General features: G+C 68.0%; 25 protein-coding genes. 21 read left to right on the top strand and 4 right to left on the bottom strand.

The window, feature by feature from the left end:
- Positions 1-31 precede the first annotated feature (31 nt).
- The 4 genes from ABZU75_RS35585 to ABZU75_RS35570 all read right to left on the bottom strand — a co-directional run bounded on the left by ABZU75_RS35585 (position 32) and on the right by ABZU75_RS35570 (position 5,576).
- On the bottom strand, positions 32-1,216 hold the full coding sequence (locus ABZU75_RS35585) for an MFS transporter (protein ID WP_355564180.1): 1,185 nt from the start codon (positions 1,214-1,216) through the stop codon (positions 32-34).
- A 238-nt stretch (positions 1,217-1,454) separates the two neighbouring features.
- On the bottom strand, positions 1,455-2,666 hold the full coding sequence (locus ABZU75_RS35580) for an FAD-dependent oxidoreductase (protein ID WP_355564177.1): 1,212 nt from the start codon (positions 2,664-2,666) through the stop codon (positions 1,455-1,457).
- Positions 2,663-4,291, bottom strand: a complete 1,629-nt coding sequence (locus ABZU75_RS35575; RefSeq protein ID WP_355564174.1) for an FAD-dependent oxidoreductase — start codon at positions 4,289-4,291, stop codon at positions 2,663-2,665. Before ABZU75_RS35575 ends, ABZU75_RS35580 begins: the two co-directional genes overlap by 4 nt.
- Positions 4,292-4,319: 28 nt before the next feature.
- Positions 4,320-5,576 (bottom strand): cytochrome P450, encoded by a 1,257-nt coding sequence (locus ABZU75_RS35570; protein WP_355564171.1) that lies wholly within the window; start codon positions 5,574-5,576, stop codon positions 4,320-4,322.
- Between the two features lie 131 nt (positions 5,577-5,707).
- On the opposite strand from ABZU75_RS35570, the gene ABZU75_RS35565 reads away from it, so the two are divergent.
- From ABZU75_RS35565 to ABZU75_RS35465, 21 genes are all read left to right on the top strand, one after another.
- On the top strand, positions 5,708-5,899 hold the full coding sequence (locus ABZU75_RS35565) for a ferredoxin (protein WP_355564168.1): 192 nt from the start codon (positions 5,708-5,710) through the stop codon (positions 5,897-5,899).
- Between the two features lie 2 nt (positions 5,900-5,901).
- Entirely contained in the window at positions 5,902-6,258 is a 357-nt protein-coding gene (locus ABZU75_RS35560; RefSeq protein WP_355564165.1) for an acyclic terpene utilization AtuA family protein, read from the top strand.
- Positions 6,161-6,574 (top strand): aldehyde dehydrogenase family protein, encoded by a 414-nt coding sequence (locus tag ABZU75_RS35555; RefSeq protein ID WP_355564162.1) that lies wholly within the window; start codon positions 6,161-6,163, stop codon positions 6,572-6,574. The genes ABZU75_RS35560 and ABZU75_RS35555 overlap by 98 nt, the downstream gene beginning before the upstream one ends.
- A 144-nt stretch (positions 6,575-6,718) precedes the next feature.
- Positions 6,719-7,918: an ABC transporter substrate-binding protein gene (locus tag ABZU75_RS35550; RefSeq protein ID WP_355564159.1), complete on the top strand. Its 1,200-nt coding sequence runs from the start codon at positions 6,719-6,721 to the stop codon at positions 7,916-7,918.
- A gap of 111 nt (positions 7,919-8,029) precedes the next feature.
- Positions 8,030-8,917, top strand: coding sequence for a branched-chain amino acid ABC transporter permease (locus tag ABZU75_RS35545; protein WP_355564156.1), 888 nt, complete (start codon positions 8,030-8,032; stop codon positions 8,915-8,917).
- Positions 8,914-9,867: a branched-chain amino acid ABC transporter permease gene (locus ABZU75_RS35540; protein WP_355564153.1), complete on the top strand. Its 954-nt coding sequence runs from the start codon at positions 8,914-8,916 to the stop codon at positions 9,865-9,867. The genes ABZU75_RS35545 and ABZU75_RS35540 overlap by 4 nt, the downstream gene beginning before the upstream one ends.
- Entirely contained in the window at positions 9,864-10,640 is a 777-nt protein-coding gene (locus ABZU75_RS35535; RefSeq protein WP_355564151.1) for an ABC transporter ATP-binding protein, read from the top strand. The genes ABZU75_RS35540 and ABZU75_RS35535 overlap by 4 nt, the downstream gene beginning before the upstream one ends.
- A complete protein-coding gene (locus ABZU75_RS35530; protein WP_355564148.1) occupies positions 10,633-11,358 on the top strand; it encodes an ABC transporter ATP-binding protein in 726 nt (241 codons plus the stop codon). Before ABZU75_RS35535 ends, ABZU75_RS35530 begins: the two co-directional genes overlap by 8 nt.
- Before the next feature lie 423 nt (positions 11,359-11,781).
- Positions 11,782-12,285, top strand: coding sequence for a pyridoxamine 5'-phosphate oxidase family protein (locus ABZU75_RS35525; RefSeq protein ID WP_355564145.1), 504 nt, complete (start codon positions 11,782-11,784; stop codon positions 12,283-12,285).
- Positions 12,286-12,354: 69 nt separating this feature from the next.
- On the top strand, positions 12,355-12,558 hold the full coding sequence (locus ABZU75_RS35520; RefSeq protein ID WP_355564182.1) for an SDR family oxidoreductase: 204 nt from the start codon (positions 12,355-12,357) through the stop codon (positions 12,556-12,558).
- A complete protein-coding gene (locus tag ABZU75_RS35515) occupies positions 12,555-13,007 on the top strand; it encodes a nuclear transport factor 2 family protein (RefSeq protein WP_355564142.1) in 453 nt (150 codons plus the stop codon). The genes ABZU75_RS35520 and ABZU75_RS35515 overlap by 4 nt, the downstream gene beginning before the upstream one ends.
- Positions 13,008-13,240: 233 nt before the next feature.
- On the top strand, positions 13,241-14,035 hold the full coding sequence (locus tag ABZU75_RS35510) for an SDR family NAD(P)-dependent oxidoreductase (protein ID WP_355564139.1): 795 nt from the start codon (positions 13,241-13,243) through the stop codon (positions 14,033-14,035).
- A 64-nt stretch (positions 14,036-14,099) separates the two neighbouring features.
- Complete coding sequence (locus ABZU75_RS35505) at positions 14,100-15,152, top strand: LLM class flavin-dependent oxidoreductase (protein WP_355564136.1); 1,053 nt, start codon at positions 14,100-14,102, stop codon at positions 15,150-15,152.
- 11 nt (positions 15,153-15,163) lie between these two features.
- Positions 15,164-16,807 carry an AMP-binding protein gene (locus ABZU75_RS35500; RefSeq protein WP_355564133.1) on the top strand — a complete coding sequence of 548 codons (1,644 nt, stop codon included), beginning with the start codon at positions 15,164-15,166 and terminating at the stop codon, positions 16,805-16,807.
- Between the two features lie 31 nt (positions 16,808-16,838).
- Positions 16,839-18,005 carry an acyl-CoA dehydrogenase family protein gene (locus tag ABZU75_RS35495; RefSeq protein ID WP_355564130.1) on the top strand — a complete coding sequence of 389 codons (1,167 nt, stop codon included), beginning with the start codon at positions 16,839-16,841 and terminating at the stop codon, positions 18,003-18,005.
- The gene (locus tag ABZU75_RS35490) at positions 18,005-18,895 is read left to right on the top strand and encodes a CoA ester lyase (RefSeq protein ID WP_355564127.1); all 891 of its coding nucleotides are present in this window, start codon (positions 18,005-18,007) and stop codon (positions 18,893-18,895) included. Before ABZU75_RS35495 ends, ABZU75_RS35490 begins: the two co-directional genes overlap by 1 nt.
- A complete protein-coding gene (locus tag ABZU75_RS35485) occupies positions 18,892-19,368 on the top strand; it encodes a MaoC family dehydratase (RefSeq protein ID WP_355564124.1) in 477 nt (158 codons plus the stop codon). Before ABZU75_RS35490 ends, ABZU75_RS35485 begins: the two co-directional genes overlap by 4 nt.
- Positions 19,365-20,843, top strand: a complete 1,479-nt coding sequence (locus ABZU75_RS35480) for an aldehyde dehydrogenase family protein (protein ID WP_355564122.1) — start codon at positions 19,365-19,367, stop codon at positions 20,841-20,843. The genes ABZU75_RS35485 and ABZU75_RS35480 overlap by 4 nt, the downstream gene beginning before the upstream one ends.
- On the top strand, positions 20,843-22,084 hold the full coding sequence (locus ABZU75_RS35475; protein WP_355564119.1) for a CoA transferase: 1,242 nt from the start codon (positions 20,843-20,845) through the stop codon (positions 22,082-22,084). Before ABZU75_RS35480 ends, ABZU75_RS35475 begins: the two co-directional genes overlap by 1 nt.
- Positions 22,085-22,229: 145 nt before the next feature.
- A complete protein-coding gene (locus ABZU75_RS35470) occupies positions 22,230-22,616 on the top strand; it encodes a hypothetical protein (RefSeq protein WP_355564116.1) in 387 nt (128 codons plus the stop codon).
- Positions 22,617-22,624: 8 nt separating this feature from the next.
- The gene (locus ABZU75_RS35465) at positions 22,625-24,088 is read left to right on the top strand and encodes an MFS transporter (protein ID WP_355564113.1); all 1,464 of its coding nucleotides are present in this window, start codon (positions 22,625-22,627) and stop codon (positions 24,086-24,088) included.
- The last annotated feature ends 147 nt before the right edge of the window (positions 24,089-24,235 follow it).

Raw genomic sequence — 24,235 nt, 5'->3', positions numbered from 1 at the left:
AGCTGATCCCCGGCAACTGCGGTGCCGGGGATCAGCTCGGTGGCGGCACCAACGACGGTGACGCGTCGTCGAGGGCCCGTCCTGGCCGGAAGACGGGGAGCGTTGTCAGGATCACGGTCCCCAGGACGAGCATCACCAGGTAACCGGCGGTGAGGCCACCGGTCAGGTCGTGAAGCAGTCCCAGGGCCAGGGGCCCGAGGGCGCCGACAAGGAACGCCACCATCAGCGTCATCGCGCCGAGGCGGGCGGCCTGCGCTTGGCCGTTCGTGTAGTCGGAGACGAGGACCAGGACGAGGGCGGACCCGCCGCCCACGCCGAACCCGAACAGCCCGACGGCCAGGACTGCCAGGCTGGGTGGCGCGAGGATCATCATCGCGATCCCGGCGCAGGCGGCCAACATGGTGAATCCCAGCAGCGGGCGCCGGTCGCGGGTGTAGTCAGTGATCGTCGGGAGGGTCATCATCGCCAGGAGTTGGATCACCTGGAAGAACACGAAGAGGTACGACGCCTGCCGCGGTGACATGCCGAGTGCCGCGTAGTACGGCGCGATCCAGGCGAGCCCGCTGAACCCGATGACCATCTGGGTCGATGAGAAGAGGGTCACCCACCAGGCCGTGGTCGATCGCCACGGAAGGCGATAGTCGACCACGGTGCTGCCGGGCCTTGGCCCACCGCCGGCCGGGAGGCGCCGCAGCCGGGGAAGCAGAGCCGCCCACGCGACAGCGGCCAGCGCGGCGAACACTCCCCATACGGCCAGTGCGGGGCGCCAGCCGCCCAGCCAGGTGACCGACGGAACGGCGATCCACGCCGCGGCGGCGACTCCGAGGGCCAGCCCGGTCGAGTAGATCCCGGTGGTCAGGCCTGTGATCCGGGGGAGGTGATGGGCGATGAGGCCGGGTACCAGGGCGGAGATCGCGCCCATGGCGATCCCGGTGACCGCCACGGAGGCGAGAAGCACCGCCGTGGCGGTCGCGGCCAGGCGCATCAGGCCGCCGACCGAGAGCAGCCCCATGAACACGGCGATGGTGACCTCTGAGCCGTACCTCGCGGCGAAGCGTTGACCAAGTGGTGCCGACAAGCCCATGAAGATCACACCGAGGGAGGTCAGCATTCCCTGCATGGACCCGGACAGGTCGAGATCGACGGAGATCTCACCGAGAAGCGGGGGGACCGAACCCAGTGCCGCGCGGAGGTTGAGGCCAATGATGCCGATCATGGCGACCATGAGCCAGACGGGGATCGTCGCGGAGGATCCTCGAGGGGACGGTCGCGCTGTCAAGCGTGACGTACGCGACTCTGTCATACCCAAGTCATACCAGATAGCTGATATTCATGCATATAGATATCTGCCTCTGTCGTGCCGTGATCGCCGTGCGGACGCCGGCGGGAACCGTTACTTCGGCGCTGCCGGCTCGCGGGGCGCGAGGACCTGGCCTGGGGCATGTCAGGGTCGGTCACGCGACGGCGATCGCACGCGCGTCGAGCAGTTGCGTGCGGTAGGCCAGGAGTTGCCGGACGAGACCGATCAGGGCCACCCCGACGAGCCGGCCGTCCACGTGGTAGCCGATCGCGCACTCGCCGGTCGGCTCCCCTTCGAGGACCCGCACATCCTCAAGGCCGAGGCCGGGCATCCCCAGTGACTGGATCCGAGTCCCGTACTGGTCGGTCCAGAACGTCGGGAGCGGGGTGAACGCGGTGCCGGAAGGCGGGTCCAGGGCGATCTTGGCAAGCAGGCTGCGGGCCGCGTGGCCCGCGGTCTCGGTCGGCCAGCTCCAGTGCTCGATCCGCTGAGGCTCGGCGCTGAACAGCGGGTTGGGGAAGTTGGCGACGTCGCCGACGGCCACGACATCGTGCACCGGGCCGTCCGGGCCCAGCGGGTGCAGGTGGACGTCACAGGTGATCCCGTTGCCGAGGGCGAGGCCGTTGCCCTCGAGCCAGGCGACGTTCGGAGCCGAGCCGACGGCCTCGACCACCACATCGGCCGGCAGGGCCGACGAGTCGTCGAGGAATATCGTGTCCGGCCGATCGTCGCGACCGGTCATGGCGGTGACCGACCGTCCCAGATGGAATGTGACGCCGTGCTCCTCGTGCCTGCGCCGGATCTCCGAGCCGACGAGCTCACCGAGGGAACGCGCGAGGGGGGTGGCGAGTGGATCCACCACGTGGACCTCACATCCCAGCTGCGCGGCGGTGGCTGCGACCTCGGTGCCGACGAAGCCGGCGCCCAGGACGGCGACCCGTGCTCCCGGCCTGAGTTCCTCGCGCAGTGCGGTCGCGTCATCGAGGGTTCGGATGACGTGACGCCAGGCCAGAGGCGCATCGAGCGGGAGCCGCCTCGGGCCCACCCCGGTGGCCGCGACGAGTCCGCGGTAGGCGAGCGTCTCCCCGTCGTCCAGCGTCACGGTGCGGTTTACCAGGTCGGCGCCGGTGACCGTCCGGCCCAGTCGCCACTCGACATCCGCCGTCGACGGCTTCTGCCGGAATATCAGTTTCGCGGCATCGACGCCCGCGCGGAGTGCGTCCTTGGTCAGCGGGGGGCGGTTGTAGGGCGGGTGGGCCTCGGCGCCGATGACGACGATGAGACCCGTGTCGCCGGCCGCGCGGAGCTGCTCGGCGACGCGAAGTCCTGCGAGGCCGGCGCCGACCACCACGATGGGCACGCTCATCTGTCACTCCCCGCGGCCGCACGGCCTGCGCGGTAGCCGAAGACCAGGGCCGGTCCGAGTGTGCCGCCGGCTCCTCCGTAGACCATGCCGGTCGGTGCGGCCATGACGTTGCCCGCGGCGAAGAGGCCCGGAATGGTCTGGCCGTCGACGTCGAGGACCGCGCCGTCGACGTCGGTTCGGGGGCCGCCCTTGGTCCCGAGCGTCGAGGTGACGAGTTCCACGGCGTAGTAGGGCCCTTGGTCGAGCGGGCCGAGGGTGGCCATCACGCCGGGATACCGGGCGCGATCACCACACCAGCCGTCGTAGGCGCTGTCGCCGCGGTTGAAGTCGTCGTCGTGCCCCGCGGCGACCAGCTTGTTCCAGCGGGTGACCGTGGCCTCAAGGGCAGGGGCGGGAACACCGATCCTGCCGGCGAGATCGGCGAGGTCCTCGCCCCGGGTGACCCACTCCGGGGCGAGCCCGCCCGCCGGGACGCCGAAGCCGCCGTAGGCGTCAACGAACCCCTGGTCGAAGACCAGCCAACATGGCTGGTTCACGTAGTCGAACGAGGCGGGGTCGAACGTGTGGAACGCTCCGCCGAGAGCGTTGTAGTTGGCGGCCTCGTTCGTGAACCGCCGCCCCTTGCGGTTGATCATGATCGAGCGGGGGAGGGTTCGCTCACGGAGTACGAGGAGTACGTTGTTCCCGCCGTCAGGGCGCCCTCCCGGCAGCTGGGCGACAGGGACCCACCACGCCTCGCGCATGTTGCCCAGCCGGGCTCCCAGGCGCATCGCCATCCTCAACCCGTCTCCGGTGTTGGTCGGCACGCCGGCCGGCTTCCGCATCGGCCCCCGCAGGAAGTCACGGACGAGTTCGTCGTCGTACTCGAACCCGCCGGTCGCGAGGATGACGGCCTTGGCGTACACCTCCACCCGGCCCTCGGCCGTCTGCAACTCGACGCCGATCACCTTTTCCCCGTCGACCAGCGGCCGGGTCGCCCGCGCTCCGGTCACCGGCTCAACCCCGTGATCCAGGCAGCCCTTGAGCAGGGACCCGACCAGGGCCCGGCCCAGGCCTTCAATCGCATGGGATCGCCGTTCGGCGTCGACCTCGGCCGCGAGGATGCCGGTCCCGCCGCCGATGGGGGTCTCGGTGACGTTCATCGGCCGGGTGGTTCCGATCATCCGCTCCCCCCAGCCCTCGATCTGGTCGAACGAGAACAGCTCCGGCTCGAGCGAGCGACCGCCGAGCGGTTTCCCGCCGGCGTGCTCGGGGTGATAGTCGGGGAAGCCTGGGACGAGACGGAGCTTCAAGGGGGTCGAACTCTCGAGCCACGTGATCAACTCGCTGCCGCCGTCGACGAAGGCCTCGGCGAGCTCCGGCAGGATCATGCCGTGCGAGAGGGCGTCGAGGTAGGCCAGGGCCTCCTCGCGAGAGTCGACGACGCCGGCTTCGGCCGCGTACTTGTTCGCGGGTATCCACACGACGCCGCTGGACAGGGCCGTCGTGCCTCCGATCAGGTCTCCCTTCTCGAACAGGCCCACGGTCGCACCGGAGTCCGCCGCGGCAAGGGCTGCGACGAGGCCGGTCGCGCCGGTGCCAAGGACGACGACGTCGTACGTAACCCGTTTGAAGCTCACTGTCATGCCTCCTGGCAGTCGTTTCGTCTCGGATTCAGCGCGCGACGTTGGGTACCTCGGCGTCACGGAGCCGCCGCTCGCCGGGGGTGAACGTGGCCGGGATCCTTTGCCAGCCCGTGTTGGTGCCCTGGTGCGGGTAGGCCTCGAGGGCGTCGAGGTCCACCACGTAGTCGCCCATCCGGGTGAGGATCTGGCTCAGCAGTTCCTTGGCCATGGCGCGACCGAGGTTCGAGCCCGCGCAGCGGTGGATGCCGATGCCGAACGCGGTGTGGCGGTTCGGCCAGCGCTCGATGTCCACCGCGTCCGGGTCCTCGAACTGAGCGGGGTCGCGGTTCGCCGAGGCCCACGAAAGCAGGACGCGATCGCCCTTCTGCATCGGGCAGCCGAGGAACTCGGTGTCGTCGGTCACCGTACGGGCGAGTGCCTGGGTCGGGGAGAAGAAGCGGAGGAACTCCTCGATCGCCTTGTCGAGCAGCATCGGGTCGTCGATCAGACGCTGCCGCACCTCCGGGTTTTGGTAGAGCCAGACCACGGTGTTGCTGACGAGAGAGGCGGTCGTGCCGACCCCACCGGCCAGGAGCAGATCGACCATGTCGAACACCTCCTCGTCGGTGACCGGCCGGTCGTCGACCTGCTGCTGGACGAGGTAGCTGATGATGTCGTCCGTCGGGTTCTCACGCCGGGCGCGAATGATGTCGCGCGTCTTGCCCGCCAGGTAGGGGAAGTCGACCTCGACCGCATGCCTGTACTTCGCGCTGCCCGGGACGGCGGCCAAGGCGGCGTGGTGGGCGGAGGCGTAACGAGTCCAGTCGGAGACCTCGAGGCCGAGCCAGTCGACGGTCACGATGGAGGGGACACCGATGACCTCGGCCATGTCGCATTCACCGGACTCGATGATCTCGTCGATGAACCACGTCACGTAGTGGGTGACCAGCTCCTGCATGCGCTCGACGGCCGCCGGTGCGGTGATCGGGTTGATGAGCTTGCGCCACTTGCGGAAGTTCGGCGGGTCGATCTCGATCGGGATGTGGAAGGGCATCGGGGTCTTGGGGATGACCACGGAAAGTCCCTCCCCGCCGTAGCTGTTCCGCTCGGACGAGAAGGTCGCGTCATCGCGGGCGGCCTCGAAGACCGCCTTGTAGTCCGACAGGATCCAGTAACCGCCATGCGCCTCGGACCAGGCGACCGGGTGAGCCTCGCGCAACTGCTGGTACGAGCCGACCGGGTCGGCGGAGTGCTCGTCGGAGTTGTGGTCAAAACGGACCACCGGGCAACGGCCTGCTTCGGTCATCGCGTATCGCCTCTCAGGGGTGTCAAATTATCTGATTATGGTTATACTGAATCCGTCTGATGTCAATGCGTTCGCGACTTTCGGGCCGTGTTGCTTCCCGGCCGGAGCGCCAGGACCTAGGAGGACCCCCCATGAAGGTGCATGTCAACGAAGATCGGTGCCAGGGGCACGGCCTGTGTCGGCTGAGCGCGCCCGACATCTTCCTCGCCCGTGAGGAGGACGGTCACGCCTACGTCAAGGACGAGACCGTGCCCGCGGGTAAGGAGGAGGAGGCTCGGCTCGCGGCGGACAGTTGCCCCGAGCTCGCCATTGAGAGCGACTGAGCATGCCGGGGTCGCAGCCCGTTCGGTCGCCGGGCCGCTCCCTGAGCATAGGTGCCGGGTCGGCCTACGCAAATGACCGGCCGGCGCCGGCGGCGGCGATGGCCGAGAGCGGGCATGTCTCCTATATCGGATTCAATTGCCTCGCCGAGCGCACCATGGCGCTGGCGCACGTACGTCGACGCCGGGACGAGCGCATTCGGTCGCTCGTCCCGGTCCTGCGCTCCTATCTGGCGGGAGGGGGCAAGGTCGTCGGCAACCTCGGTGCCGCCAACCCCGCCGCGCGGAGGAGACCGTGCGTACCCGCCCCGATGCCTTCACCGGAGACGTCGACGACATCCGGATCGACCTCCAGGGGCTGAACTCGCTCTTCGGGGACCGCGTCGGATCCGCCCACCCGGAGGAGGTCCGTCTCCGCCTCGCCGTGCGCACAGCATCCGACTGCGCCGGCCCATCGGTGTCGTCACGGCGATCACCCCGTACGACCACCCGATCAACATGATCGCGTGGAAGGCCGGTCGTCCCCATGCCTTCCCCGCGCGGGACCTGACGGACATCCCGGTCGCCCGGCTCGAACCCTGTTCCATTCGGTGGCTACCGGAGCGCGTTGCGGCCACGCGTGCGCGTCCCTCGAGCTGTCACGCCAGGCGGAGCGAGCCGTGCCGCTTGTTGCGGTGACGTTACGTGTTGGCGACCGCTCGATGACGTCACAGCTCGGGAACCGTTCGCAGAAGTCCTTTACAGGGATTGCGTAGGCGGCCTAGGTTGGACCCCAACATGCTAATCATGTGCATGATATTCATACCCTGAATGGAGTGTCGGATGGACGGAAACGCGTTCCGACGTCAGCGTCGCGGTGCCGTGCAGTCGGTGTTGGTGGTTGGCTCGCTGCTCGCGCTTGCAGCGTGTGGTGGGGGTGCGGACGACGGAGCCGCGGCCACCAAGGGTAGTGGTGGCCTGCCCGCCACCATCACTGTCGTCTCAACGAATCCGACGACGGGTGTGGTGGCGTTCGCCGGGTCCTCCGCGAACAAGGGCTACGAGCTCGCGGTAAAGGAGATCAACGACTCCAAGTTCCTGGGAGACACCACGATCCAGCTGAAGTTCGTCGACACCAAGACCGAGCCGCAGACGGCTGCGAAGGAGGCGACGTCGGCGATTGCCGACAAATCGGTCTCCGCCATCTTCGGTTCGGTCTCGAGCAACGAGGCCGTGGCGCAGGCTCCCCTCGCCCAGAAGAGCGGACTCCCGGTCATCTTCACCCAGGCGGGCAGCGACGGTGTCATCGTCGGTGACTACACCTACCGGGCCACCCCACTGATGCGTGAGTACTACCCGATCCTCAAGAAGTACATCCAGGAGAAGGGCTACAAGTCCGTCGGGATCATCTACACGCAGGCGACCCCGACGCTGTCGAACATCGGGAGCGAGACCCTTCCGGCGATGGCGAAGGAACTGGGCATCACGGTGACCGGCAGCGTCGGGACCCAGGCGACGACGCAGGACTTCACCGCCCCGATCTCCCAGATCCTCAAGGGCAAGCCGGACGTCGTGTCGGTCCTCCTGATCGGCGCGCAGAACGCGACGGCCATGAAGCAGCTTCGGCAGGCCGGGTACACCGGGGACGTCCTGGGCAACTCCGGTGCGAGCGCCGGAGGACTCAAGCCGGCCGGGCCCGACGGGGCGGGCATGGTCTGGCCGGTCGACTTCAACCACCAGATGAGCTCCGAGTCGAGCCAGAAGTTCGTGAAGGCATACCAGGCGGCCAACGGTGAGACGCCGTTGAACTACGCGGCCGAAGCGTACGACGCCGCCTGGTTCCTGGCGAAGTCCATCAAGCAGGCCAACAGCGCGGACCGCTCCGCCATCAAGGACGCCATGACGACCGTGGCCGCGCAGCCGTTCGACGGTGCGCTCGGCGAGGGCCTGACGTGGAAGAACCGGGACCTCCAGGTGCCAGGTGTCGTGATCCGCTGGAACGGCACCGGCGAGGACCTGCTCTACGAGGCGACCCTGCAGTAGGTCCGGCTAACGCCCGACACCAACTGGGGACAATCGGTACGGGGTGGGATACACGACGCAAGCCGTGCCTCCCACCCATGTCCATGACACTTATGAAAGGAGGGGCGAGCCTTGCAGGACCTGATCGGCGCCTTGGGCCTGGCATCCATTTACTTGTTGTTCGCCCTTGGGATGAACCTCACGTGGGGGACCATCGACATCCTCAATTTCTCCCACGGGTCGATCTTCATGTTTTCGGCGTTCAGCGCACACCTGATCCTCCAGCAGTGGGCGTTGCCACTTCCCCTGGTCATCCTCATCGGCATCGCCGTCGGGGCGGTGTTCTCACTGCTGGTCCAAGTGGTGGCCTTCGAACAGATTCTGAAGCGGGCCAAGGACCGGAAGTCCGCCGAGATGCAGATGCTCATCGGCGGCATCGGTGTGGCGATCATTCCCCTGGTGATCGCTCAGCACTATACCAAGAGCAACCCGTTCGGGTTCGAGGCGTCCTCGTTCGAGGTCACCAAGCTGACGTTCGGCGGCCTGTGGGTCACCGACGTCCAGCTCCTCACCATGCTGCTGGCGCTGACTCTCGGACTGGGCACGGCATGGTGGCTCCGCCGTTCACGGCAGGGCCTGGCGCTGCGGTCGATCGGCGTGGACCCGGAAGTCGCCTCACTCATGGGAGTCGACCGGCGGCGGCTCGCGCTCGGAGCGATGGCCGTCTCCGGTGGTCTGGCCGGCCTGGCAGGCATCCTGCTGACCTACAGCTTGGGAGCCCTCACCCCGGAGAGCGGTGACACCCTCCTCATCAAGGCCTTCGCCTGCATCGTGCTCGGCGGTGTGGGAAGCACCATCGGCGTGGTCGCCGGGTCGCTGGTCCTGGCGTTCGCCGAGACCTTCGTCCTGACACAGACCAGCGGGCTCTGGGTCGAAGCCGTGTCCTTCGGCTTGATCTTCCTCGTCCTCATGCTTCGCCCCTCGGGGATCTTCGGTCGGAAGGAGGTCAGGCGCACATGACCGACTTCTATGACGCGAACGTGGTGCTGATCCAGGCGACCTTTGTCGGTCTCGTCCTTGCGCTGAGCATCCAGGTGCCGCTTCGCATGGGCGTGTTCTCGTTCGCCGGTGCGGGCTCGTACGGCATCGGCGCCTACCTGGCGGGTATCCTCACGCTCCGCATGGAAATGCCCGGCATGATGGTCGTCATCGTGGCAGCCCTGGTGACCGCCGTCATCGGCCTGCTGCTGGGACTGCTCATCTCGCGACTGGCCGGACTCTACCTCGCGATGGCCACGGTGGCGTTCGACCTCATCATCTCCGTGCTGGCCGTCAACGGCGGTGACCTTACCGGTGGACCCACGGGTCTCTTCGGCGTCCTCAGCGACTTCGGCACGCCACACCTCGTGATCATCACCCTCGTGGTTCTCGGCCTCGTCGCCCTCTCCGAGGTCGGTCGCACCGGTCGCCGGGTCGACGCGGTGCGCGACGACCCCGAGCTGGCGGCTTCGACGGGCATCAGCGTCAGGCGGTACCGCCTGATCGGCTTCGTCGTGAGCGGTGCCCTCGGCGGCATCGCCGGTGCGATGAACATGCTGCTGCGGAGCACGGTCAGCCCGGAGAGCATCGGGTTCGGCCTCATCGTCCTGGCCCTCACCATGATCATCATTGGCGGTGCGCGCTCCTGGAAGGGCGCGGTCCTCGGCGCAGTGATCTTCACATGGCTTCCCGAGCTGCTCGACGTGGTCGGGGAGTGGCAGGAGCTGATCTACGGGATCATCGTCGCCCTCGCCGCGATCTTCCTGCCCCGGGGGATCCACGGCCTGATCGTCAACACCAGGCGGAGCATGCAGCGCCGCAGGCGCGACCATGGGCAGGCCGTGGAGGTGCCCGGCGACGACGACTCGGACGACGGGTCGCCGGCGCCCGAGAGACTTGCGCGGAAGTCGGAAGTGGAGTCGACCTCATGAGTACCCAGGTGCCAGTGCTTGAGGTGCGCGATGTGGCCGTGCACTTCGGTGGGGTGAAGGCCGTCGACGGGCTGTCCCTCAAACTCCTGCCGGGCAGGATCTACGGAATCATCGGCCCCAACGGGTCGGGTAAGAGCACGCTCCTCGGCGCGCTGACCCGGCTGACCCCGCTCACCCGTGGAGAGATGTACTTCGACGACGTCGAGTACCACCGTGTTCCGGCCTCAGAGGTGGCCCGGCGACGCGTCGCCAGGACGTTCCAGACCGTGCGGCTACTGCCTGACCTCACGGTCCGTGACAACATCCAGCTCGGAGCGGACGCGCGTTCCGGGGCATCCGAGGAGAGGCCCGCGTTCTTCGATCGGCTGTTCGGCCGGGGCCGGTCGCCCGCGGTCGCCGACGCGATCGCACGAACGCAACTCCAGGGGTTCGAGGAGCACTATCCCTCGGAGATGTCCTACGGAACACAGCGCCGAGTGGAGATCGCGCGGGCCATCGCGATGGATCCCAGGCTGCTCCTTCTCGACGAGCCCACCGCGGGGATGAACCAGAAGGAGCGCGCGGAGATCTCGGGCCTTCTCAGGAGCCTGCGTTCCGAAGGACTCTGCCAGTTGCTCGTGGAGCATGACGTGCAGATGATGATCGACACCTGCGACTACGTGTTCGCGATGAACTACGGTCGGCTCATCGCCGAGGGCACGCCCGAGGCCGTCGTGCAGAACCCGCAGGTGCAGGAGGCGTATCTCGGAAAGAAGTGGCGAGAGCATGCTTGAGATCAGCGACATTCAGGTCAGCTACGGCAAGGTTGAAGCCGTTCGCGGTGTCAGCCTGTTGGTCAAACCCGGGAAGGTCACCCTGGTGCTGGGCGCCAACGGCGCCGGGAAGAGCACGACCCTGAAGGCCATCGCGGGCCTGGAGAAGCCGCATGCGGGCACGATCCGGCTTGACGGCCGTGACATCACGGGGTTGCCTCCTCACAAGATCGTCCGTCGCGGCATCGCGCTCGTCCCGGAGGGCCGGCGTGTCTTCAGCCCGTTGATGATCCACGAGAACCTGCGGATGGGCGCCTATGTGGCGCCAAGGAACAGCTACGGCGAGACGCTCGCCAAGGTTTACGAGATGTTCCCGATCCTCAAGGAGCGCAGCCACTCGGCGGCTGGTCTGCTGAGCGGGGGCGAGCAGCAGATGCTCGCCTTCGGGCGGGCGCTGATGTCCCAGCCCAAGGTCATGCTCATGGACGAACCGTCCATGGGGCTCGCGCCCGCAATCGTGGACTCCATTCTCGCCAAGGTGCGGACGATGGCCGACTCCGGCATCGGTATTCTCATGGTCGAGCAGAACGCCGAGGCCGGCCTGGAGGTTGCCGACGACGTCGTCGCCATCGCGCGGGGTGAGGTGGTCTTCACCGGTCCGGCGGCGAGCGCCCGGGACAACGCCGCAGTGCTACGGGCGTTCCTTGGAGAGGCCGCACTGGTCGGTCATGGTGACTGAACGTCCCGATGATGTCGGTTCCTGGGGCGCCGGCCGAAGGGGCGGGAGTCCCAGGTAGCCGTCTCGTTGAGTGTCTGGGGAACCGCCGGCGCCTGGCATGGCTCTGGTAGGCGTCGGTGTGCTCTCGCGTCCGGGCCGCCGCGGCTTCTGGGGCCCGCTCCTCGAACTTCCTCGGTCGTCCGGGTGGCCGCGGGACCGCGGCCCTTTGACCCAGGGCGAACGATCACCGTCAAAGGCCGGCGTGATCTGCTGTCCCGCACTGGAATGCGGACGCTTTTCGCGGACGGCGAATCGGCCTGGACCGATGCCCCTGGATTCCTCGTCGGTGCCGACGTCGCCGACCTGCCCGTGGAGCGGGGCCTCTTGACGGATTAATTATGACTACGAATATCATGGTTCATCCGCATCGAGAAGGGGATACACATGGGCAGGGTCGGAGTTGACGATCTTGAGGCGTTGCAGTCTCTCAAGACGGACCGGGCGGAGCAGGGAGAACTGCTCGAGAAGCAGACCGAGTGCACCTTTGTCTTCGCCAACGAGCACGGCTGGCCGAGTGGCGTGATCATGAGCTTCTTCGTGGAGGACGGGACCTTCTGGCTCACCGCCGTGGAGAGTCGTCCGCACGCCCGTGCCCTGGCCGCTGATCCGCGCGTGACGATTGTCGTGTCGAACTCGGGGACCGGTACCCCCGGCCGCCAGATGCTCGCCATCCGCGGGGTCGCCACCGTGCATCGGGACGCGAAGACCAAGGAGTGGTTCTTCGAGAAGTTCACCACCAGGATGCAGCCGGAGGACCCGGCGGCGTTCACCCGACTTCTCGACAGCCCCAATCGGGTGGTGTTCGAGGTCCGCTCGGTGGCCACCGCGGTCAGTCACGACTCGCGCAAGATGCCGGGGAACGGTCGTGGAGGTAAGCGCGCTGAGTAGTCCCTGTCCCGTTCGAGTTCTCCGGCACGTTTTTCCGGCAGGAGGGGAGTCCCGGTGGGCAATCACCTCATGGCCGTCCTCGGCAACGCCAAGCCGGTGCGGGAGGGGAGTGCGACCGCCGGTACGGCGACGAGCGCGGGATCGAGACGATCGACAAGCCGGTCGGCCACTCCGGAAGAGATCGCCGGTGTGGTCGCCTTTCTCTCCAGCGACGACGCAGGCTTCGTCGCTGGTGTCACCATCCCCATCGACGGAGGGCTGACCGCCAAATGACCGATCACAACGCTGAGACCACCGCCCGCGCCGTGCGGCTCTACAACGTCTACGCGCGAGCCGTTGACGAGGGTGACCTCGACACCCTGCGGAAGATCGCCACGGACGACATCAGGATGACCCGCGCCGCGGCACCCCCGATCGAGGGGATGGAACCCTTCCTTGATGTCTACCGCGCGCAGAACGCCTCGGTGACCGAGGTGTGCAAGCACGTCGTGACCAATGTCACCGCCGACCGACTCGACGATGGCACGATCCAGACGCACGCGTACTTCCAGGCGACGATGTTCGACCCGACGGAGACACGGATCATCGTCGGGTACTACGACGACGTCCACGTCGAGGACGGTGAAGAGCACAGGCTCGCTCACAAGAAGATCACCGTCGAGCGCTTCCTCACCCTGCCCAAGGCCGCCTCGGGCTACGTCCCCGTCGGGACGTCCGAGTAGCCCGCCCCGAGCGGGGTGCCACGCCCGAGGTGACCTCGACCTCCGTGCGGGACACGCCCGTCGCCTCCGCGGTGACGGGCGACCGCCGGTCGCCTCGGCTCGTCGGTGCCCACGTGAAAGGCGGGGGAGTCTAGGCTTATCATTGTCATGAATCGACGGCGGTGTTACGGTCGTCACAACGTTTGCACGGGATGGTCGGCGGGGGTCCCGTCCTGGACTTGGAAGGCGCGCTAATGACAGGTGTCACTGCTGTCGAGCAGGTCGTGGACGGAACAGCCGAGCCCGGACCCGTCGGGGTCGTGGTGACCGGCGCCGCGCGCGGGCTCGGGAAGGCGGTCGCCGAGGCGTTCGCCGGGGAGGGGTCGGCCGTGGTCGCGGTCGACCTGCATGAGAGCGTTCAGGACGTCGCCGGGGAACTCGGGGAGGGGCACCGCGCCGTCGTCGGCGATGTCGGGGATCCTTCGGTGCTCGAGCAGGCATTCCGCCTCGCCGCCGAGATCGGGGGTGGGCTCGCGACGCTCGTCCTCAACGCGGGGGTCACCTCGCCGGGGGAGACGGCGGACTTCCCGGTCGAGGAGTGGGACCGTGTGCTTTCGGTCAACCTTCGTGCCGCCTTCACGGGGGCAAAGGCCGCCTACCCGCATCTCGGCCCCGGATCGAGCATCGTTATGGTGTCGTCCATCTGCGCCTCCCTCGGCTTCGGTGCCCGCGCCGCGTACTGCGCCTCGAAGTCGGGGATCGACGGTCTCGTGCGGGCGCTCGCCGTCGAGTGGGCACCGGCCGGCGTGCGGGTCAACGCCGTCGCGCCGGGCACCATCGCGACGGAGATGCAGGCTGCCATGGTCGCGAGCGGGCGCATCTCGAACGAGGGCTATGTCGCGCGGATCCCCATGGGGAGGGTCGGGAAGCCGTCCGAGATCGCCGACGCGGTGGTCTACCTCGCTTCGCCCCGCGCGAGCTATATCACCGGAGTCGTGTTGCCGGTCGACGGAGGCTGGGCCAATGCCGGCCTGCCTCCCAACGCGTGAAGACGGCACCCGAGATCCGAAGGCAGCGTTCCACTCCAAGCAGTGTTTCCAGAGAGGCTTAGTCATGGTCCAGGTCGGTCTTCTGCTCAGTGATGTGCCCAAGACGGTCTCGCCGGCCCAGCAGTTCAAGGACGTTCTCCGTATCGTCGAAGCCGCCCAGAACAACGGCTTCACCTACATCGCGATCGGCCAGCATTTTCTCTACGGCGAGTTGCGCTGGCTGCAGCCGGTGCCGCTGCTGGCCCGCCTCGCGGCCGAGGTCGATCCGCACGTGCGTCTCGTCACGCAGATCATGATCGCGCCGCTCTACCACCCGGTGATGCTGGCCGAGGAGATCGCCACCCTCGATGTCGTCACCGAGGGACGCCTGATCTTCGGGGCGGGACTCGGTTACCGGCCCGAGGAGTTCGACTATCTCGATGTGCCTTACAAGCAGCGTGCGGGACGGTTCGACGAGTCCCTCGAGCTGATGAAGAAGCTATGGACCCAGGACACCGTCAATCACCACGGCAAGTACTGGACTCTCGAGGACGTGCATCCTCACCTGTTCCCGGTCCAGGACCCGCACCCGCCGATCTGGATCGGTGCCCACGCCATCCCCGGCGTGCGGCGGGCGGCCAAGTACGGCGACGCCTACGCCTGCCCTCCGGAGACACCGAAGCACGAGGTGGCTGAGCGGTACGCGATCGTGCGTGACGGTTTCCTGGAACGCGGCAAGGAGTTCGGCCCGCAGCCGTTGCGCCGCAACTGCCTGGTCGCGGACACCCGTCAGGAGGCGATGGTGGAGTACGCGAGGGTGGCCCAGGGGCGCTACCTGACCTACGCGCAGAAGGGGTTGGACGTCATGCAGGACACCGACCTTGAGAACGACTTCTTCAAGGCGGTGTCCGGTCACGCCGTCATCGGCTCACCGGACGACGTGGTGGCCCAGCTGACCGACCTTGTCGAGACACTCCCGGTCGACCCGCTGCTGCTGCGTCCGCAGTGGCCGTCGATGGACGCCGATGAGACCATCGCGTCGATCACCAGGCTCGGCCGCGAAGTGGTCCCCGCCATGAGGGCGATCACACCGCGCGCCGACATCGCCGAGTCCGTGTTCGCGGAGGCCCACAGGTGAGCCGCCGGCCGATGGTTTACACCGATCTTGTACCGACCTTCCCCGATCCGGAGACGTGGACGTTGAGTCACGTCCTGCGCCATCACGCCAAGCTGCGCCCGGAATCGGTCTGTCTCGAAACCCCCGAGGAGAATGCCGGCTGGACCTACGCCGAGGCGCTGTCCAGCGCGGAGCGGATCGCCGGAGCGCTGATCACCGCCGGGGCCTCCCAGGGGGATCGGGTCGTCATCATGGCGGTCAACTCCTCGCAGCTGGTCCGCAGCTGGTGGGGGACCGCCGTCGGCGGACTGGTCGAGGTGCCGATCAACACCAACTACGAAGGTGAGTTCCTGCGCCACCAGCTCGGCGTTGTGCGGGCGCGGTTCGCGATCATCGACGACACCTTCGCCGAGCGGATCGTGGCCATCGCCGAGCACGCGCGGGGGATCGAGGAATTCTGGGTCATCGACACGGGTTCGGGCGCCCGGGACACCGCGATAGGCCTGCTCCGGGAGAACGGCTGGAAGGCCGCACCGTGGGAGGAGCTCGAAGAGGGCCCGGTGCTGGATCTGCCGACTCCCAGGGCCCAGGACCTCGGCGCGATCTTCTTCACCTCCGGCACCACAGGTCCGTCGAAGGGCGTGGCGATGCCGAACTCCCAGCTGTACTTCTTCGGCCAGGAGGTGGTCTGCCTCACCCGGCTCACGGCTGAGGACACCTATCTCACGACGACCCCGCTCTTCCACGGCAACGCGCAGTTCATGGCGGTGTTCCCGGTGATCATCGCCGGTGGGCGGGCAGTGGTGCGGCCCAAGTTCAGCGCGAGCCGGTGGATCGACCACGTGCGTGACTCGAAGGTCACCGTGACGAACTTCGTCGGCGTGATGATGGACTTCGCCTGGAAGCAGCCGCCTCGCGAGAACGATCTGGACAACCGGCTGCGCTGCGTGTACGCCGCGCCCACGGCGAGCACGATCGTCAAGCAGTTCAAGGAGCGGTACGGGATCGAGGCATTCGTCGACGCCTTCGGGCTCACCGAGACCTCGGCGCCGATTCTCTCGCCCTACGGAGTGGAGCGGCCCCCCGGTGCGGCGGGGCTCCAGGCCGCGGACTGGTTCGACATCCGGCTGGTCGACCCTGAGACCGACCGGGAGGTTCCGGTCGGCGAGGTCGGAGAACTCGTCGTCCGCCCCGTGCATCCGTGGACCTGCAGCAACGGCTACTACGGGATGCCGGAGAAGACCGTCGAGGCATGGCGGAACCTCTGGTTCCACACCGGTGACGCCCTGCGCAAGGACGAGGACGGGTGGTTCTACTTCGTCGACCGTTACAAGGACGCGCTGCGGCGGCGTGGCGAGAACATCAGCTCCTACGAGGTCGAGCAGGCCGTGCTCGGCCACCCGGCCGTCGTGGAGTGCGCCGTCCTGGGCGTGCCCGCCGACGTCGAGGCCGGGGAGGACGAGGTCCTCGCGGTCATCGTCGTCTCGGAGCCGGTGTCCCCGGAGGAGATCCTCGCGTGGTGCGAGGGCAAGATACCCGCCTTCGCCATCCCCCGTTTCGTCCGGGTGGTCGAGCGGCTTCCCAAGACCCCGTCCGAGAAGGTCCGCAAGGCGGCCCTGCGTGAGGACGGCATCACCTCCGACACCTACGACCGGACCAAGCTCTCCGCACGCTGACGGAGACCGGAACAGAGAAGGGCGAGCACAGGTGGACTTCACCATCGATCCCACACACGAAGACATCCGGCAGGCCGTGCGCGCCATGTGTAAGGCCTTTCCGGACGAGTACTGGATGGAGCACGACGCCTCCCACGAGTTCCCGTGGGAGTTCTACAACGCGGTGGCCAAGGCCGGTTGGCTGGGGCTGACCATTCCCGAGGAGTACGGCGGTGGTGGCCTCGGCGTCACGGAGGCGGCCATCGTCGAGCAGGAGATAGCCGCGTCCGGGGCGGGGATGGGCGGCTGCAGCGCCGTGCATATCGGGATCTTCGGCTTCGAGCCGATCATCCACCACGGCAGTGAAGACCTGAAGCGACGATTCCTTCCTCGTGTGATCACCGGAGAGCTGCACACATCGTTCGCGGTGACCGAACCCGACGCCGGCACCGACACGTCGAACATCTCGACGTTCGCGAAGAAGGTCGACGGGGGCTGGCTCGTGTCGGGGAAGAAGGTCTGGATCACCAAGGCCCTCGAAGCGGAGCGGATGCTCCTCCTCTGCCGCACCAGCCCGCGTGACCCCTCCGCCAAGCGGATGGCGGGCATGACCCTGATGTTCGCCGAGATGGACCCGGCCAAGGTGCAGATCCGTCCCATCCCGAAGATGGGCCGCAACGCGGTGGACACCAACGAGCTCTTCATCGACGAGCTCTTCGTCGCGGACGAGGACGTCGTCGGCGAGGTCGGCGGCGGCTTCAAGGCCATCCTCGGGGGGCTCAACGCCGAGCGCGTCATCGCCGCCAACGCGGCACTGGGCATCGGCAAGGCCGCCCTGCGCAGGGGCACCCAGTACGCCAAGGAGCGCGAGGTCTTCGGCCGTCCGATCGGTAAGAACCAAGGCATCGCCTTCCAGCTCGCCGAGGCGAAGATTCGCATTGAGGCCGCCGAGGCGGTGCTTCAGAAGGCGACCTGGATGGTGGACCAGGGCCTGCCCTGCGGAGCGGAGGCGAACATGGCGAAGTTCCTCTGCGCGGAGGCGGGCTTCTATGCCGCGGACGTCGCACTCCAGGTCCACGGCGGATTCGGCTATGGCAAGGAGTTCCACGTCGAGCGATACTTCCGCGAGGCCAGGCTGATGCGGATCGCCCCGATCAGCCAGGAGATGATCCTCAACTACGTCAGCGAGCACGTCCTCGGCCTGCCGAGGAGCTACTGATGCGGCAGTACCGTTCGGTCCTCTTCATCCCCGGGCATCGTCCGGCGTGGGTCGACAAGGCGATCGCCTCGGGTGCCGACTGCGTCGTCCTCGACCTTGAGGACTCGGTCCCGGCCGGAGAGAAGGCGGCAGCCCGGGAGATCGTCGCAGCCTCGATCACCCGGATCCGGGAGACGAACCAGGATGTCGGGCTTTTCGTCAGGGTCAACTCGCTGGCCACGCGTCTCACCGGAGCGGACCTCGAGGCCGTGGTCGTACCCGGGCTCAACGGTGTCTTCGCGCCGAAGATCGAGCAGGCCAGGGATGTGCTCTACTACGACGCGCTCGTGGACCACTTCGAGATACGCAACGGTGTGACGGGGCTGGAGTACATCGTCCCGGTCGAGACCGTCAAGGCGATCCACAACGCTCGTGAGGTGGCCCTGGCCTCTCCCCGGATCGGCGCCATGATCGGGCCCAGCGCGGAACACGCCGACATCGCCCGCGCCGTCGGCTACGAGTGGACCCCGGAGGGCCAGGAGACGTTGTACCTCCGCAGCCGGGTGCTCCTCGCGTGCCGGGAGGCGGAGATCCACGCGCTCACCGGACTCTGGGAGGACCTGGAGAATCTCGACGGGCTCAGGGAGTTCGCGGTCAGAGGACGGCGGCTCGGGTTCCGGGGGATGATCGTGATCCACCCGAGCCACGTGGCGACCGTCAACGACGTCTTCACACCATCCGCCGAGGACTTCGCCTTCTACCAGGGGATGGTCGCGGCATACGAGGCCGCCGAGGCCGAGGGCACCGGTGCCCTCCGCTACCGCGGGCTCCACATCGACAAGGCGCACTACGACAAAGCGGTCGAGTGGCTCGAACGGGCCGGGCGCATCACCGCGGGAGGTAACCAATGAGCATGCGGGGTCTGTGGTTCGAGGAGTTCGAGGAGGGGGCGCACTACAAGCACGCCCTGACCCGGACCATCACCGAGATGGACAACGTGCTGTTCACGTCACTGACGATGAACGTCCAGCCCCTGCACCTCGACGAGGAGTTCTGCAAGACGACGATTCACGGGCAGCGTGTTCTCAACAGCCTCTTCACCGTGGCGCTCATCGGAGCCTTCCACGTGCCCGAGCTGACGATGGGCACGACCCTCGGGAACCTCGGCTACGACAAGATCAAGCTCCCCAGCCCGGTGTTCCACGGTGACACCCTGCGCGCCGAGACGACGATCCTGAAGAAGCGCGAATCCACCAGCCGGACGGACTCCGGCATCGTCTGGTTCGAGCACATCGGCCTCAACCAGCGCGACCAGGTCGTCGTGGAGATGACCCGAGTCGGCCTCATGGCCAAGCGACCCACCGAAGGATCAGATGCCCGATGACCGAGACCACCGCCCGGAACCCGTTGCGGGACTGGGTCCCCGAGACTCGTACCCTCCTCATCGGCGGCGAGATGGTGCCGCCCCGAGGCGAGACCTGGGACGTGTTCAACCCCGCCACCGAGCAGGTCATCGCCACCGTCGGCGGCGCCTCCGGTGAGCAGGTCGACGCGGCCGTCGCGGCGGCTCGCGCGGCGTTCCCGAAGTGGGCCGCGCTGTCGGGCGAGGAGCGCTCCCGGTACATCCACCGGTTCGCCGACGTGCTCGAGGCGGCCGCGGACCGGCTGCTGCCGTCGATCGTCAACGAGGTGGGCACGCCCGTCTCGCTCGCGCAGTACCTCCAGGTGAAGATGGCGGTCGACGAGCACCTCCGCTGGGCGGCCGAGGCGGCCAAGGTGGACCGGACGATCCACCTCGGTGAGTACGACAAGCCGCACCCGACGATGAGCGACGTCGTCCACGAGCCGGTCGGCGTCGTGGCCGCGATCACCGGGTACAACTACCCGCTCAACCTCGCCATCTTCAAGTTCGGTGCCGCGCTCGCGGCAGGGTGCACCGTCGTGCTCCTGCCGTCGCCGAGGACCCCGCTCACCACGCTCCTCCTCGGTGAGCTCATCCAGGAGGCAGGTCTACCCCCCGGTGTCATGAACGTCATCGTCGGCGGTACGGACGTGGGCCGGCGGCTCTCCTCCCACAGGGGGGTCGACCGGGTCTCGTTCACCGGCTCGGACGCCGTCGGCGCGAAGATCATGGAGCAGGCCGCCCAGAACCTGGTAGGCGTCACCCTCGAACTCGGTGGCAAGTCGCCGAGCCTGGTCATGCCGGACGTCGACGTGCAGGACATCGCCGTCGAGATGCATCTTCGCTGGTCTCGCAACGGTGGCCAGGGGTGCGCGGCGCTCGCCCGCCTCCTTGTCCACGAGGCGAAGTACGACGAGTTCCTGGAGGCGGGGGCCTCGGCCTTCGACCAGATGATCGTCGGCGACCCGTGGGACCCGGCGACCAACATCGGGCCGATGATCCGCCCGGACCACCAGGCTCGCGTGCTGGGCTTCATCGACGAGGCGGTGGCCGACGGCGGCAAGAAGCTGCTCGAGGTCACCAAGCCGTTGCCGGAGAAGGGCTGGTACGTCAACCCGGTCCTCCTCGGCGACCTGCCCCCGGACGCCCGAGCGGTGCAGCAGGAGATCTTCGGCCCGGTCGCCGTCATCCTGCCCTTCAAGGACACCGAGGACGCGATCCGGCTCGCCAACGACACGGCTTACGGCCTCGCCGCGAACGTGTGGTGCAACGACCCGGTGGAGGCCCGCCGAATCGCCTCCCAGATCCGGGCCGGCACGGTGTGGATCAACGGCGGCGGGGCCATGCGCGCGGACGCGCCCTTTGGCGGCTACGGCCGCTCCGGCGTCGGGCGGGAGCTCGGCGAGTGGGGGATGCGCGAGTACCTCGAGGTCAAGCACATCCAGTGGAGGTTGTGATGGGCGAAGGGTCCCAACGCGCCCAAGGTCCCCTGGCCGGGGTGCGGGTGCTCGAACTCGGCACGATGTACGCCGCGCCGACCTGCGGTCGGATGTTGCGCGACTTCGGTGCGGACGTGGTCAAGGTGGAGGACCCCGGCGCGGGCGACTACGCCCGCCAGTGGACACCGATGAAGAACGGCCAGTCCATGGGCTTTGCCCGGCTCAACTCGGGCAAGCGCTCCATCGGCATCGACCTGCGCAGCGCAGCGGGGCGAGACCTCGTCCGCCGCCTCGCCGCCCGGGTCGACGTGGTCATCGAGTCCTTCCGCCCCGGCCGGCTGGAGGAGTGGGGGATCGGTTACGACGTCCTTCGCGCGGACAACCCGGGACTGGTGCTCACCAGGGTGTCCGGCTTCGGCCAGACGGGACCGTACCGGGAGCGTCCGGGCTTTGGCACCGTGGCCGAGACCGGAAGCGGCTTTGCCTTCATCAACGGCTGGCCGGAGACGCCTCCCACGTCGCCGCCCTTCGGCTTCGCCGACTCCATCGCGGGGATCTCCGCCGCGATGGGGACGGCCATGGCGTTGTACCGCAAATCGAGGACGGGGGAGGGCGACGAGGTCGACATCGCGTTGTACGAGCCCCTGATGTTCATCATCGGTGACATGCTCATCAACTACACCGCGACCGGTACCGTCCAGGGCCGGGTCGGCAACGGGACGGGCTCCGCGTCGCCGCGCGGGGTCTATCAGGCGAGCGACGGCAAATGGCTCTCGATCGCGGCCTCCAACCAGGGCATCGCCAAACGCCTGTTCGAGGCGATGGGCCGACCGGAGATGATCGAGGATCCCCGTTACGCGACCAACGCCGTCCGGATGGAGCACAACGACGAGCTGCAGGGCATCGTCGGCGCCTGGGTCGCCGCGCGTCCCAGGGCGGAGATCCTCGCGGTGCTCGACAAGTTCGAGGTGGTGTGCTCCCAGGTCAACGATGCCAGTGACATCGTGGCGGACCCGCACTTCGGCGAACGGACCCTGGTCGAGCTCACCGGCAGTGAGGCACTCGGCCGGGTGCTGACACCGGGGCCGGTGCTTCACGTCCGTAGCTACGACGGCCCACGCTACGACGGCGTGCCGGCCATAGGTCAGCACACCCGGGAGGTGCTCGACGAGCTGCTCCGGCTGCCCCAGCCGGAGGTCGACGCGCTTCGCTCGGCCGGGGTGATCAGCGATCCCCCGAACCCCGCGGCCGCGCGGTAGGGAACGAGAGCTCGGCGAGGGGGTCTCGGAGGTCGTCCGCGTTCCCGGAGAACCGCCGCCCCGCTGGAGCAGGCGGGCGATCGCCCCGGCGGCGGCCGGACGGATGGCTGCGACGACCGGGAAGACAACGGGAGCAGGAGGAACGATGGCTGGGGCATATCTCGTCGAGGCGGCGCGCACACCGGTGGCGGTGGTCGGTTCCGATCCGGTTCTCATGCTGGCCGGCCTGACTCCCGCGACGGAGGCACTGCGGCGGCGGGCCGGTGTGGGGTTGGCGGAGATCGGCGCCTTCGAGGTCAACGAGGCGTTCGCCTCGGTCGTTCTCGCGTGGGCGGAGGAGACGGGTGCGGATCTCGAGCTGACGAATGCCCAGGGGGGAGCGATCGCGCTCGGTCACCCGCTGGGCGCCACCGGGGCGCGGCTCATGACGACGTTGCTTCACCGGATGCGTCGACAGGACCTCCGCTACGGCGTCCAGACCATGTGCGAGGGTGGCGGGATGGCCAACGCCACGCTGCTCGAGCTGGTCTGACGGCCGGGATGGGACGGTCGTCGAAGGCTGCGCCGTCGCAGGCGGCGCTGGTGGCGTGCCTGTCGTACGCCGCGTTGATCGGTTCTGTGGTGGCCGGACTGGGCAGTCCGATCGTCCCCGAGGTGGCCAAGGACAGGGGGGTGTCGATCGAGTCCGCGCAGTGGACCCTGACGATCACACTGCTCATCGGAGTCGTGGGCACCCCTGTGCTGTCACGTCTGGCCGATGGTCACCTGCGCCGTTGGGTGCTCATCGGCGCGCTCGCGGCGGTCGGAGCAGGAGGCCTCGTCGGAGCGGCGGTCCCGACCTTCCCCGGGCTCCTGGCCGGACGCGCCCTCCAGGGGTTCGGCTACGCGATGGTGCCGTTGACCGTGAGCATCGCGCGTCAGTACCTCGTCGGAGTAAAGCTCCATCGAACGCTGGCCGTCCTCTCCACGAGCATCGCCGTGGGCGTCGGGCTCGGCAACCCGGTGATGGGACTGTGCGTGCTGTTCTTCGACTACCGGGCGGCGTTTCTCTTCGCCATGGTCGTGTCCTTCGTCGGCGCGGTATGGGTCTGGTGGTGCGTTCCGGCGGGCTCGCGGGCATCGACGACGATACGGGTGGACGTTCCGGGTGCCATCCTGCTTGGAGTGGGCCTTGGCGCGAGCCTCCTCGCCGTCGCCAGAGGACAGACCTGGGGCTGGACCTCGGTACAGGTGGTAGGGCTTGGGGTGCTGGGCCTCGTCACGCTCGCAGCCTGGGTACTGGTCGAGCTGCGCCACCGGGCTCCGCTGGTCGACCTGCGGCTGGCCTGCGCCCGCGGTGTCCTCGGGGTCAACCTCGCGGCGGTGCTGCTCGGGGTCGCCGTGTTCGGTGGGGCCGCGGTCATGGTCCTGCTCATCCAGCAACCGACGACTCACGGCCTCGGGCTCGGGTACTCCGTGTTCGTCAACGGACTGCTGATGCTGCCGATGTCGATCGCCACACTGCTCTCGCCGCCGGTCGCACGTGCCCTGGCCAGATGGACCGGCGTTCGCTCCGTCCTGCCCGTCGGCTCCCTCGCGGTGGCGGCCGCCTTCGGGACCTTCGCCGTCGCTCACCGCGTGATATGGCACATCGTTGTGTCCATGGCACTGCTGGGGGTGGGCATCGGCGTCGCGTACTCGGTCATGCCCGCACTCATCGTCGCGCGGACCCCGGACGGTCGGACTGCGAGCGCCACCGGCATCAACCAGGTCCTCCGGCTCATGGGCGGCAGCGTCGGGGCGGCCGCGGTGGCCTCCGTGCTCGCCGGTCACATCCCCGCGGGAGAGCTCAACCCGGACGAAACCGGCTATGTGCTCGGGGCGGCCCTGGCCACCGGCGCCGCCGTACTCGCGGCCGTCGTCGGCTACGTCCTGGTCACCGCCACACCGAAAGACGGTCACGACGAGGTCCCCGGTTCCGTGGCGGACCTGGAGAGGGCGGAGTCGGGCGCGGCGCCCGCATGAATCCGCGGTGCCGGCAGCGGCACCGAGCTGTTCGACCGGCTGTCATCGCGAAGGCGCCCTCCCCAGGTCCGCCACGGAACCGGGGACCTCGTCGTGACCGTCTTTCGGTGTGGCGGTGACCAGGACGTAGCCGACGACGGCCGCGAG

Origin of the sequence: Streptosporangium sp. NPDC005286 (assembly GCF_040607515.1) — a bacterium.
GTDB lineage: Bacteria > Actinomycetota > Actinomycetes > Streptosporangiales > Streptosporangiaceae > Streptosporangium.
Note: the sequence above shows the minus strand (reverse complement) of the source record. Positions and strands in the feature narration are given on the sequence as shown.